Raw genomic sequence first — 12,006 nt, 5'->3', positions numbered from 1 at the left:
CGACGCCGGTCCCTTGCGGACAGAACCTGACCGCAAGGGCCCGTAGCTTTTGAGGTGTCGGCAGGAGGGCGGACGGCCCTCCCCACGATCCGGAAGGCGGACACACCATGGTCACCCACGTTCCCGCGGAGGCCCACGGCGACGAGCGAGGCGCGCTCCTGTCCTTCGTCGAGGCGCAGCGGGGCGCGATCCGGCGCTCCGTCCTCGGTCTGACGGAGGAGCAGGCGGCGAGCCGGCCGAGCGCGAGCGAGCTGTCGCTGTCGGGGCTGGTCAAGCATGTGGCGGAGATGGAGCTGAACTGGCTGCGGCTGGCGCAGCAGCGGCCGAACGAGAGGCAGCGCAGCGAGGAGACCTGGGGAGACAGCTTCCGCCTGGTCGACGGTGAGACCGTGCCGGGTGTGCTGGGCTTCTGGGACTCGGTCGCGAAGGAGACGGAGGAGTTCATCCGCTCCGTGCCGAGCATGGACGACACGTTCCCGCTTCCCCCGGCACCCTGGTTCCCCAAGGATGCGCGGGTCTCGATGCGGTGGCTGATGATGCACCTGGTCGAGGAGATCGCCCGGCACGCCGGCCACGCGGACATCATCCGTGAGTCACTGGACGGCAAGGGCGCCTTCGACCTGGTCGCGCTGGAACAGGGTGGGGACTGGGGCGCGTGATGATCGCTGCGTACCCTGGTCAAAGTTGATCAGGAGGTACGCGGATGTCAGCGATCCGGCTTCTCGTCCTGGGGGCCGTGCGCCAGCATGGACGGGCGCACGGCTACCAGGTCCGCAACGATCTCGAGTACTGGGGCGCCCACGAGTGGTCGAACGCCAAGCCGGGATCGATCTATCACGCGCTCAAGCAGATGGCGAAGCAGGGACTGCTGCACGCCCATGAGATCGCCCCGTCGACGGCGGGCGGGCCGCCGCGCACCGAGTACGAAGTCACCGAGCGGGGCACCGAGGAGTTCTTCTCGCTCCTGCGGGAATCCCTGACGGCGCACGACCAGAAGACGGACGTGCTCTCGGCCGCGATCGGGTTCATCGTCGATCTGCCGCGGGACGAGGCGGTGGCGCTGCTCAAGGAGCGGGTGCGCGGTCTGGAGCAGTGGCGTGCGTCGGTCACCGAGTACTACACGCCGGAAGAGGGACCCGACACTCTGGGCCACATCGGCGAGATCATGAACATGTGGGTCTCGTCCGCGGACTTCGGCGCTGAGTGGACGCGCGGCCTGATCCGCCGGATCGAGGGGGGCGCCTACACCTTCTCGGGTGAGGGCGAACCGTTCGTCGCAGTGCGGGCGGAGGGTGACGAGAACCCCTACGCGACGGGCGAGCCGCATGAAGGCGATCTCGACTAATCAAGTTTGACCAATCGAGGACGGGGGACTATCTTACGACGGTGGTCAAATTTGACTACTGTTTTCCCAGGGCGCTGGAGGAGACGGATGACGGACGCGATCGTCGTCGAGGGTGTACGGAAGCGGTACGGGGACAAGAGTGCTCTGGACGGCCTGGACCTGACGGTGGCGCGCGGCACCGTACACGGCGTGCTCGGCCCCAACGGCGCGGGCAAGACCACCGCCGTACGGGTCATGGCGACACTGCTGCGGCACGACGAGGGCGTGGTCCGCGTCGCCGGTCACGACGTACGCACCCAGGCCGGCGAGGTCCGCAGGCGGATCGGCCTGCTCGGGCAGCACGCGGCGGTCGACGAGGAGCTCGGCGGCCGGCAGAACCTCGAGATGTTCGGGCGGCTGTACCACCTCGGCGCACGCCGGGCGGGGACCAGGGCCGACGAACTGCTCGAGCGGTTCGACCTCGCGGACACCGGACGCAAGGCGGTCAAGCTCTACAGCGGCGGCATGCGCAGAAGGCTCGATCTCGCGGCCTCGTTGATCACCGAGCCCGAGGTGCTGTTCCTCGACGAACCGACGACGGGGCTCGACCCGCGCGGCCGGGCCGAGGTGTGGGCCTCGGTGCGCTCCCTCGTCGGCGCCGGCACCACGGTGCTGCTGACCACGCAGTACCTGGAGGAGGCCGATCAGCTGGCCGACCGGATCTCGGTCGTCGACGCCGGACGGGTGATCGCGGAGGGGACGGCGGACGAGCTGAAGGCGAAGACCGGCGGCGACCGGATCGACGTGGTCCTGCGCGACGCGGACCGCCTCGCCCTCGTCGCCTCCCTGCTTCCCGGCGAGGCGACCGTGGACCCCGACCGGCGGCTGGTCAGCGCGCCGGTGAGCGACCGGATGGCCGCTCTGACCGAGACCGTGCGGGCACTGGAGGCGGCCGGGGTGGAGGCAGAGGACCTGTCCGTCCGACGCCCCACCCTCGACGAGGTCTTCCTCCACCTGACGAAGGAGCACGCGGCATGAGCAGTTACGTACTGACCGACTCCTGGACCATGACCCGGCGCGAACTCGCGCACTGGGCACGGCAGCCCGTGCAGGTCGTGGTCGGGCTCGTCTTCCCCGTGATGCTGCTGCTGATGTTCGGCTATCTGATCGGCGGCGGCCGCGGCGTGGAAGGGGCCTACGTCGACTTCCTCATTCCGGGCATGCTCGCGCTGACCATGGCCTTCGGCCTCGAGGCGACGATGCTCGCGGTCACCCAGGACCTCAACAAGGGCGTCATCGACCGCTTCAGGTCCATGCCCATGGCGTCGTCGGCGGTGCTGGTCGGGCGCAGCTTCGCGGACATGCTCCAGTCGGCGCTCGGCCTGCTGGTCATGCTCGGCGTCGGCCATGCCATCGGCTGGCGCTGGAACGGCGGCTTCGGCGCGCTGCTCGGGGCCGTGGGACTGCTCCTGCTGCTGCGCTTCGCGATGCTGTGGGCCGGCATCCACCTCGCGATGGTCGCGGGGAAGCCGGAGCTGGTGCAGGCCGTGCAGATCCTCGTCTGGCCGGTCGGCTTCCTGTCCAACGCCTTCGCGACGCCCGAATCGATGCCGGGCTGGCTGGGTGCGGCCGTCGAATGGAACCCGATCTCGGCGACCGCGACGACGGTCCGCGACCTGGCCGGCATTCCGGACGTGGCCACGGGCTCCTGGGCGGCGGAGCACGCGTACCTGCTGGCGGTGGCCTGGCCGCTGGTGCTGGTCGCGGTCTTCTTCCCGCTGGCGGTCTCCCGCTTCCGGCGTCTGGGCCGCTGAGACGGGGCACCGCCCCGGCCGCGGCGGGAAGCGCCGCGGCCGGGGCGGCGCCGCGCTCAGTGGTGGAAGGCCGTCGCCTCTCCGGTGCTCCTGCTCAAAGGGTGGGACTGTGCGCGCAGTTCGGGAATCAGCAGCCGCAGATCCTCCAGGAGCAGTTCCGCGAGGTCCGCCGAGAAACCGTTGCGGCAGACCATTCGCAGCACCGAGAGGTCCCGGCGGTTCGCCGGGAAGGTGTAGGCGGGCACCAGCCACCCCTTCTCCCGCAGCCGCCGCGACACGTCGAAGACGTCGAAGGACGTCACGTCCGGGGCGGTCGTGAACGCGAAGACGGGCAGCTGGTCGCCCTGTGTGAGCAGCCGGAAGTCGTCCAGCGCCCCGATCCGGGCGGCGAGCCCCGTCGCAACGTCGCGGGCCGTCTGCTGGACGGCCCGGTAACCCTCGCGCCCGAGCCGCAGGAACGTGTAGTACTGCGCCACGACCTGCGCGCCGGGGCGGGAGAAGTTGAGGGCGAAGGTCGGCATGTCGCCGCCCAGGTAGTTCACCCGGAAGACCAGTTCCTCGGGGAGTTCGTCGGGCGAGCGCCACAGCGCCCACCCCACGCCGGGGTAGACCAGTCCGTACTTGTGCCCCGAGGTGTTGATCGAGCACACCCGCGGCTGCCGGAAGTCCCAGACGAGGTCCTCGTCGAGGAACGGGGCGACCATCGCGCCCGACGCTCCGTCGACATGGACCGGGATGTCCAGCCCGGTGCGCTCCTGGAGGTCGTCCAGCGCGGCGCAGAGCTCGCCGACCGGCTCGTAGGAGCCGTCGAAGGTCGAACCGAGTACCGCCACCACCCCGATGGTGTTCTCGTCGCACAGCTCGGCGGCGGCCTGCGGGTCGAGGTGGAAGCGGTTGCCCTCCATCGGCACGAGCCGTGCCTCGACCTCCCAGAAGTTGCAGAACTTCTCCCAGCAGACCTGCACATTGACGCCCATCACCAGGTTGGGCCGGGCCTTCGCCGGATAGCGGTCGCCGTTCCGCTTCGCCCACCGCCGTTTGAGGGCCATCCCGGCGAGCATGCAGGCCTCGCTCGACCCGGTCGTGGAACAGCCGACGGCCGAGGCCGGGTCCGGCGCGTGCCACAGGTCGGCGAGCATCGCCACACACCGGCGCTCCAGCTCGGCCGTGCGCGGGTACTCGTCCTTGTCGATCATGTTCTTGTCGCGGCACTCGGCCATCAGTTGCGCCGCCTGCGGCTCCATCCAGGTGGTGACGAAGGTGGCGAGGTTGAGACGGGAGTTCCCGTCGAGCATGAGCTCGTCGTGCACCAGCTGATACGCCGTGAGAGGCGGCATCGGGCCGTCCGGGAGGCGGTGCGTGGGCGGGGCGGCCGTCATTCCGCCCACCGGGTCGGCCGGACCGAAGAAGGGATTCACCGCGAGCCTGCGCCGCTCCGGTGTGTGGTCCTCGGTACCGGTGGTGCCCTGGTGGAGTGCCATGGGCCTCAGGCTCGTACGGGTTTGCACCTCACGCAACGTGAGGCGGCAGTCTGGGTCCGTAACGCGAACGAAGGAGCGAAGGCGATGAGCTACTCCGTGGGACAGGTCGCCCGTTTCGCCGGAGTCACGGTGCGCACCCTGCACCACTACGACGAGATCGGGCTGCTGCGCCCGAGCGGCCGCAGCGCGTCGGGCCACCGTCGGTACGACGACGCCGATTTGGACCGGCTGCAGCAGATCCTGTTCTACCGGGAGCTCGGCTTTCCCCTCGAAGAGGTGGCGGCACTCCTGGACGACCCCCACGCGGACCCGCAGGCCCACCTGCGGCGGCAGCACGAACTGCTCTCCGCCCGGATCACCAGGCTCAAGGAGATGGCCGCCGCCGTGGAACGAGCCATGGAGGCGAAGAAGATGGGCATCAACCTCACGCCCGAGGAGAAGTTCGAGGTCTTCGGGGACTTCGACCCCGACGAGTACGCCGAGGAGACCGAGCGGCGCTGGGGCGGCACCGACGCCTACGAGGAGTCCCGGCGGCGCACGGCCTCGTACACGAAGGAGGACTGGTTGCGGATCCAGCGCGAGGCCGACGAGATCACCCGCCGCTTCGTGGCGCTGATGGACGCGGGCGAGGAGCCGGAGTCGCAGGCCGCGATGGACGTGGCGGAGGACCACCGCCGGTGGATCTCGAGCAGCCACTACACCTGCACGTACGAGATCCACACGGGTCTGGCGGAGATGTACGTCGCCGACGAGCGGTTCACCCGCACCATCGACAAGGCCAGGCCGGGTCTGGCGGCTTACGAGCGGGAGGCGATCCTCGCGAACGCGATCCGGCACCTCTGAGCCGGACGGGCGGGCGGGGACGGGCGAGTGGGACGGGCGATCGGGGCGGGCGGGCGGCGACGAGCGAGGCCGCCGCCGCGGGCCGCCGCGCCGCTCGTCCTTCTCACGCCCTGGCGACCTTCACCGCCGTGCCGTACGCGCAGACCTCCGTGCCGACGTCCGCGGCCTCCGTCACGTCGAAGCGGAACGAGAGCACCGCGTTCGCACCTCGCGACCGGGCCTGCTCGACCAGACGCTCCATGGCCTGGTTGCGGGTCTCCACGAGGGTCTTGGTCAGGCCCTTGAGCTCGCCGCCGATCATCGACTTCAGACCGGACCCGATCTGGCTGCCCAGATGGCGCGAGCGCACCGTCAGACCGAAGACCTCGCCGATCACCTGCTCCACGCGGAAGCCGGGGAGGTCGTTCGTCGTGACGACCAGCACATCGGCCTGCGGGCCCTGCCCGCCGCCGTAATCATCGATTCCCATGGTGAAAGCTTCGGGGCCCTGCGTTCACCTCGCATCCGGGGAGGCAGGTGGAACCGGGTGTCACCCGTATGCGTTGATAGCTTTGGGCAGCCGACCCTGCCGACGACTATCACCACAGGAGCCCGGACCTCGTGAACACCCTTGCGCTCGGACCGAGCTGGCTCGACCCGGACTACCTGATCACCACGTTCGGGCTGATCGGTGTCCTGGTGATCGTCTTCGCCGAGTCCGGCCTGCTGATCGGGTTCTTCCTGCCCGGCGACTCGCTGCTGTTCACCACGGGCCTGCTGGTGACCACGGGCAAGATCGACATGCCGCTGTGGCTGGTCTGCACGCTGATCGTGATGGCCGCCGTCATCGGTGACCAGGTCGGTTATCTCTTCGGCCGTAAGGTCGGTCCGGCCCTCTTCAAGCGCCCCGACTCCCGCCTCTTCAAGCAGGAGAACGTGGAGAAGGCGCACGACTTCTTCGAGAAGTACGGCCCGAAGTCCCTGGTCCTGGCCCGCTTCGTGCCCATCGTGCGCACATTCACGCCGATCATCGCCGGTGTGAGCCGGATGAACTACCGCTCCTTCGTGACGTTCAACGTCATCGGCGGCGTCCTGTGGGGCGCCGGCGTCACGCTGCTCGGCGCCGCGCTGGGCAAGGTCGAGTTCGTCCACAAGAACATCGAGGCGATCCTGATCCTGATCGTCCTGATCTCGGTCGTCCCGATCGCGGTCGAGTTCCTGCGGGCCCGCTCCAAGAACAAGAAGTCGGCGGCGGCCGCCGCCTCCGCGCCGGACGGCGAGATCCCCCCGTCGTCCCGCGGCGGCCGTCACGCCAAGCGCTGACGCCGAGCGCTGACCCGAGACCCTAGAAGCCGCGCGTCCGCTTGGCCGCGCGGCGTCCGCCCGGGGTCTCCTCGCCCGGCAGGGCGCCGGTGACACCGGGCGCCCGCAGGAACAGCCGGGAGATCTCGCCTCCGAGGTTCACCCCGATCGCGATGGCCAGCGCCAGGGCGGCCGCCTTGCTCAGCGAGGCGAGACCGGTGTTCAGATTGCCCCGGGCGACCTCCAGCAGCCCGAAGTACGTGGCGCTACCGGGCAGCAGCGGGCCGATCGCGGCCGTCACGTACGGCAGGGCCGACTCGAACCGGAACCGCGAGAGCATCTGACCGAGCAGGCCCACCAGGCCTGCGGCGAGGGCGGTAGCGGCCACCGGCGAGCCCCCGGCGACGTCGGCGACCGCGCCGTACACCACCCAGGCGACGCCGCCGCTGAAGGTCACCAGGGCCACGGTCCGGCGCTCCTGCTGGAGCATCACCGCGAAGCACAGCGACAGGCCCATCGCCGCGAGGGTCTGGGTGAACGGCCGCGGCACGCTGTGGATAGCGGTCTCGGGACTGAGTCCGGCGTCCAGCGCGACTCCGAGATAGAGCACCCCGAGGACACCGACGACGATGCCGACCACCAGGTAGCCGACCTCGAGCAGACGCGCGGCCGCCGTGATGTAGAAGCCGGTCAGACCGTCCTGCACGCCGGCCACGAGTGCACGGCCCGGGATCAGCGCGAACAGTCCACCGGTGATGACCGCCGACGCCCGCAGCTCCAGCGGTGACAGGCTCAGCGCCACGCCCATCGCAGCGGGCGGCATCGCGGCGGCGACGAACTGGTAGAACTCCGGCAGCCCGCGCCCGGCGCAGAGCCAGGCCAGCCGGTCGCCGAGCATCGCGCTGACCGCGGCGGCGAGGAACACCACCGGATCACCGCCGACGAGCACGGAGGCGGAGCCCGCCAGCAGCCCGCCGGCCAGCGTCAGCGCCCAGCCGGGGTACGGGTGCCGGTTACGGCGGATCTCGGCGAGACGCCGGTACGCCTCCTCCAGCGTGACGTCCGACTCCTCGACGCTGATGTCGTGGACCAGCCGGTAGACGGCGGCGAGCCGGGTGTAGTCGGTGCCGCGCCGCCGGACGGTCCGGTTCGCGGTCACCGGGTCGTCGACCAGGGACGGCTGATAGGTGATCGACAGCAGGGTGAAAGTGACCGTCGGCTCGCAGCGGTCCAGCCCGTACGAGCGGGAGATGGCGAACATGGCCGCCTCGACGTCCTCGGCGCCCTCGCCGCCGGCGAGCAGCAACTCGCCGATACGCAGGGTCAGGTCGAGCACGCGGGGGACGGCCGGACCCGCCTCGTCGTGCCGGTGCGGTGTCTCCGGCACCGGCCGCTCTCCCACCGGCATCCGCAGCATCGCCCGCATACGGTCCTGCCACGGCGCGTCCTTGGTGAGCCGCACCATCGGGATGCCGTGTGCCGGGGTGAAGGCGGGCGGCGAGGTCCTGGCGCTGTAGGTGCGCGGCGGAGCGAACGCGGAGCCCTCCGGCTCCGAGGGCGGCTCTGGGGCCAGACCTTCGGGGACGGCGAACTCGGAACTTGGGTGGTCCTCTTCCGGTGCTTCGGGCTGTTCCACCCCCGCCGGCGGGACGAAGGCGCTGTGTGCCTCGTCGGACTGAGGCTTCCGGTCTTCCGGACCCTCGGGCTCCGCCACCACTCGTGTTCCTCGCTCCCTCTCGTACCGTCCCTCGACCGGCGCTTCTGCCCAGTATGGGCACGGGCATGGGAAGAAACGCGAAGCGGGCGGGACACCCGAGGTGTCCCGCCCGTGCCGGTGTACGTCAGAGGTACGGCGTCAGTGCGCGCCGCCCTGCGCCTCGAGGCGCTTGAAGGAGGCCTCGATCTCGGCCTCGGCCTCGGCGCGGCCGACCCAGTCGGCGCCCTCGACGGACTTGCCCGGCTCCAGGTCCTTGTAGACCTCGAAGAAGTGCTGGATCTCCAGGCGGTCGAACTCGGACACGTGGTGGATGTCCCGCAGGTGCTCCACGCGCGGGTCGGACGCCGGCACGCAGAGCAGCTTGTCGTCGCCGCCCGCCTCGTCCGTCATCCGGAACATGCCGATGGCACGGCACTTGATGAGGCAGCCCGGGAAGGTCGGCTCGTCGAGGATGACCAGCGCGTCCAGCGGGTCGCCGTCCTCGCCGAGGGTGTTCTCGACGAAACCGTAGTCGGCCGGGTAGCTGGTCGAGGTGAAGAGTCGACGGTCAAGGCGGATCCGACCGGTCTCGTGGTCCACCTCGTACTTGTTCCGCGAACCCTTCGGGATCTCGATGGTGACGTCGAACTCCACGGGTGGCTCCTCCATGATCAACACATAGCAAGACGCAGTACTGGTGATTAAGTGTCCCTCACGCACATGTGTGATCGCGAAAGGGGCTGGTGCGAGGTGCCGAAGGTCAGGACGTGGCAGCTCGCAGCAGGTGCTGCCGTGGTCGGCCTCATCCTCTCCGCCGGGGCGGTGGCCGTGGCGGGACCTTGGGACTCCGGTCAGCGTAAGGCCGAGAAGCAGCGGGTGGCGGCCCACGGCCCCGCGGGTGGCGCACATCACGAAGCGCCCGCACCGAAGCGCCCCGCACCGGCGCCCTCCGCGGCCTCGGTGCTCGAGGCCCTCGGCGGCCCGCGGACCGTCTCCGCCGAGGACCCGGCCCCGGCGGACGGCCTGGCCGGGACGCTCGGCCCGCTGCTCGGCGACTCCGGCCTCGGACCGGCGCCCGCCGTCTGCGTCGTCGACCTCACCACCGGCGAGCGGCTGTACGGGAAGCGGGCAGAGACCCCCATGGTCCCGGCGTCCACCGTCAAGATCGCCACCGCCGCCGCGGCCCTCACCGCGCTCGGACCGGACCACCGCATCCCCACCACGGTCGTCGCCGCTCCGGACGCCGACACGATCACGCTGGTCGGAGGCGGCGACGCGACCCTCGACCGGGCCCGTCTCGCCGAACTGGCCGACCTGACCGTGAGCGCCCTGCGCGACCGCGAGGAGGCTGCGAGGAAGAGCGGCAAGGCCGCCACGGTCCGCCTCGTGTACGACGCCTCGCTCTACCAGGGCCCCGCCCTGCATCCCATCGGCCCCAACGACAACATCGCCCCGGTCACCGCCCTCATGGTCGGACAGGGCCGGCTCGACGACCGCACGAGGGGGCCCGCCACCCGTAGCGCCGACCCGGCGGCCGAAGCGGCCCGGGTCTTCCGGGAGCAGCTCTCCGAACGCGGCATCCGCATCTCGCCGCCCGCCCCCGGGCGCGCGGCGGCCGACGCGGTCCCTCTCTCGCAGGTCCTCTCCGAGCCCCTGTCGTCCGTCGTCGAGCGGATGCTCACCGACAGCGACAACGACATCGCGGAGTCACTCGCCCGCCAGACCGCCGTCGCCACCGGCGGAAAGGCGTCCTTCGCCGGAGCGGAACGGGCCGTGACCGGACAGCTCCGCCGGCTCCGGCTGCCGCTGGCCGGGACCCGGTTCGCCGACGGCAGTGGGCTGGACCGCCGCGACAAGGTGTCGGCGGCGCTGCTCACGACCGTTCTGGCGCGTGCGGCGGACGCGGCCCACCCCGAGCTGCGGCCGATCCTCACCGGACTGCCCGTCGCCGGCTTCAGCGGCACCCTCGAGGACCGCTACTCGGACACCTCCGCCGGCACCGGCCTCGTCCGCGCCAAGACGGGAACGCTCACCGGGGTCAACTCCCTGGCCGGCACCGTCGTTGCCCCGGGCGGCCGACTCCTGGGCTTCGCGTTCCTCGCCGCGGACACACCCTCCCCCTACGAGGCGCAGCCCGCTCTCGACCGGCTGGCGGCCGCCCTGGTGTCCTGACGACAGGGACCCGAACCGGCCGGGGACCGGATCGGCGGGCGACGACACCTCTCCGCGGCGCGGGCCGAGAACGTACGGTTGACGCATGACGAGCATCGGTGGTGCCGAGATGGTCGACTGGAACCTCGCCGTGGCGACCGCGACCCGCTTCGTGCGGCCGGGGCCCGACGTGAGCCGGGACGAGGCGCGCGCCGTCGTCGCCGAGCTCCGCCGCCACGCCAAGGCATCGGAGGAGCACGTCCGGGAGTTCACCCGGATGATCCCCGACGGCGCCCGGCCACGGGACACCCCGGTCCTCGTGGTGGACCGGGCCGGGTGGATCAAGGCGAACGTCGCGGGCTTCCGCGAACTGCTGCGCCCGCTGCTGGACAAGATGCAGGAACGGCGCTCCGGCACCGCCGGCGGCGCGGTGCTCGGCGCCGTGGGCGGCAAGGTGACCGGCGTCGAGGTCGGCATGCTGCTGTCCTTCCTGGCCTCGCGGGTGCTGGGACAGTACGAGACCTTCGCGCCGGGCGGCCGTGACCTGCCGGCCGGTGACTCGGCGGAGGGCAACGGCGGCGGACGGCTGCTGCTGGTCGCGCCCAACATCGTCCACGTCGAACGCGAACTGCAGGTGGAGCCGCACGACTTCCGGCTCTGGGTCTGCCTCCACGAGGAGACCCACCGGACGCAGTTCACCGGCGTGCCCTGGCTGCGCGACCATCTCGAGGGCGAGATCCAGTCGTTCCTCAGTGAGACCGAGATGGATCCCATGACCGTCCTCGAGCGGTTCCGGGAGGCCGCGCAGTCGCTCGTCGGCGCGCGTCCGGAGGGCGAGCAGGACGAGGACGGCCGCTCCATCGTCGAGATGGTGCAGACCCCCGCCCAGCGCGAGATCCTCGGCCGGCTGACGGCGGTGATGTCCCTGCTGGAGGGCCACGCCGACTTCGTCATGGACGGCGTCGGCCCCGCCGTGGTGCCGTCGGTCGCGGAGATCAGGGAGAAGTTCCAGCAGCGCAGGGCACGGGGCGCGAGCAGGCTGGATCTCGCGCTGCGCAAGCTGCTGGGGCTCGACGCCAAGCTGCGTCAGTACCGCGACGGCGAGCGCTTCGTGCGGGCCGTGGTGGAGGAGGTGGGGATGGAGGGCTTCAACCGCGTCTGGACCTCTCCGAACACGCTTCCGACCAAGGCGGAGATCGCCAAACCGGCGGACTGGGTCGCGAGGGTGCACCGCAAGGGGGAGGGCGCGCCATAGAGGAGAGTCGCGAAAGACAGGCGGGCATCGGCAGAAGGGCGCCCCTCCAATCACCCGTCCGAGGGACCGTGGGCTGTGGATAGGCGTGCAATGCTCGGGTATTGGCTCGGTTCTGTCACCATCGACGCACTCTGAGTGACTGCTCTCGGAGTGGCGGTCTT

12 protein-coding genes are annotated in these 12,006 nt (G+C 70.7%); 8 read left to right on the top strand and 4 right to left on the bottom strand.

The features are described from left to right. Positions 1-107 precede the first annotated feature (107 nt). From GLX30_RS16390 to GLX30_RS16375, 4 genes are all read left to right on the top strand, one after another. Entirely contained in the window at positions 108-659 is a 552-nt protein-coding gene (locus tag GLX30_RS16390; protein ID WP_159689142.1) for a DinB family protein, read from the top strand. Positions 660-703: 44 nt separating this feature from the next. Continuing rightward, positions 704-1,345 carry a PadR family transcriptional regulator gene (locus GLX30_RS16385; RefSeq protein WP_159689139.1) on the top strand — a complete coding sequence of 214 codons (642 nt, stop codon included), beginning with the start codon at positions 704-706 and terminating at the stop codon, positions 1,343-1,345. Positions 1,346-1,432: 87 nt separating this feature from the next. Beyond that, positions 1,433-2,362 carry an ATP-binding cassette domain-containing protein gene (locus GLX30_RS16380; RefSeq protein WP_159689136.1) on the top strand — a complete coding sequence of 310 codons (930 nt, stop codon included), beginning with the start codon at positions 1,433-1,435 and terminating at the stop codon, positions 2,360-2,362. Next, the gene (locus tag GLX30_RS16375) at positions 2,359-3,138 is read left to right on the top strand and encodes an ABC transporter permease (protein WP_159689133.1); all 780 of its coding nucleotides are present in this window, start codon (positions 2,359-2,361) and stop codon (positions 3,136-3,138) included. The genes GLX30_RS16380 and GLX30_RS16375 overlap by 4 nt, the downstream gene beginning before the upstream one ends. A 56-nt stretch (positions 3,139-3,194) precedes the next feature. Here GLX30_RS16375 and GLX30_RS16370 read toward each other — a convergent pair whose 3' ends face one another. Beyond that, on the bottom strand, positions 3,195-4,619 hold the full coding sequence (locus tag GLX30_RS16370; protein ID WP_159689130.1) for a glutamate decarboxylase: 1,425 nt from the start codon (positions 4,617-4,619) through the stop codon (positions 3,195-3,197). A gap of 84 nt (positions 4,620-4,703) precedes the next feature. On the opposite strand from GLX30_RS16370, the gene GLX30_RS16365 reads away from it, so the two are divergent. Next, positions 4,704-5,462, top strand: a complete 759-nt coding sequence (locus tag GLX30_RS16365; protein ID WP_159689127.1) for a MerR family transcriptional regulator — start codon at positions 4,704-4,706, stop codon at positions 5,460-5,462. 103 nt (positions 5,463-5,565) lie between these two features. Here GLX30_RS16365 and GLX30_RS16360 read toward each other — a convergent pair whose 3' ends face one another. Further along, entirely contained in the window at positions 5,566-5,931 is a 366-nt protein-coding gene (locus GLX30_RS16360) for a YbjQ family protein (RefSeq protein ID WP_159689124.1), read from the bottom strand. 131 nt (positions 5,932-6,062) lie between these two features. Here GLX30_RS16360 and GLX30_RS16355 point away from each other — a divergent pair, with 131 nt between their 5' ends. Beyond that, the gene (locus GLX30_RS16355; protein WP_159689121.1) at positions 6,063-6,764 is read left to right on the top strand and encodes a VTT domain-containing protein; all 702 of its coding nucleotides are present in this window, start codon (positions 6,063-6,065) and stop codon (positions 6,762-6,764) included. Positions 6,765-6,786: 22 nt separating this feature from the next. On the opposite strand, the gene GLX30_RS16350 is transcribed toward GLX30_RS16355, so the two are convergent. Together GLX30_RS16350 and GLX30_RS16345 are read right to left on the bottom strand one after the other, a co-directional pair. Beyond that, positions 6,787-8,460 (bottom strand): threonine/serine exporter family protein, encoded by a 1,674-nt coding sequence (locus GLX30_RS16350; RefSeq protein ID WP_159689118.1) that lies wholly within the window; start codon positions 8,458-8,460, stop codon positions 6,787-6,789. 138 nt (positions 8,461-8,598) lie between these two features. Further along, positions 8,599-9,093, bottom strand: a complete 495-nt coding sequence (locus GLX30_RS16345; RefSeq protein ID WP_005314187.1) for an inorganic diphosphatase — start codon at positions 9,091-9,093, stop codon at positions 8,599-8,601. A 138-nt stretch (positions 9,094-9,231) separates the two neighbouring features. Here GLX30_RS16345 and dacB point away from each other — a divergent pair, with 138 nt between their 5' ends. Both dacB and GLX30_RS16335 read left to right on the top strand, forming a co-directional pair. Beyond that, entirely contained in the window at positions 9,232-10,611 is a 1,380-nt protein-coding gene (gene dacB, locus GLX30_RS16340) for a D-alanyl-D-alanine carboxypeptidase/D-alanyl-D-alanine-endopeptidase (protein ID WP_244258175.1), read from the top strand. Positions 10,612-10,696: 85 nt separating this feature from the next. Continuing rightward, positions 10,697-11,845, top strand: coding sequence for a zinc-dependent metalloprotease (locus GLX30_RS16335; RefSeq protein ID WP_159689112.1), 1,149 nt, complete (start codon positions 10,697-10,699; stop codon positions 11,843-11,845). Positions 11,846-12,006: the final 161 nt, after the last annotated feature.

It is taken from the genome of Streptomyces sp. Tu 2975, from assembly GCF_009832925.1.
Classification (GTDB): Bacteria; Actinomycetota; Actinomycetes; order Streptomycetales; family Streptomycetaceae; genus Streptomyces.
This window is presented reverse-complemented; position numbering and strand designations above follow the sequence as displayed.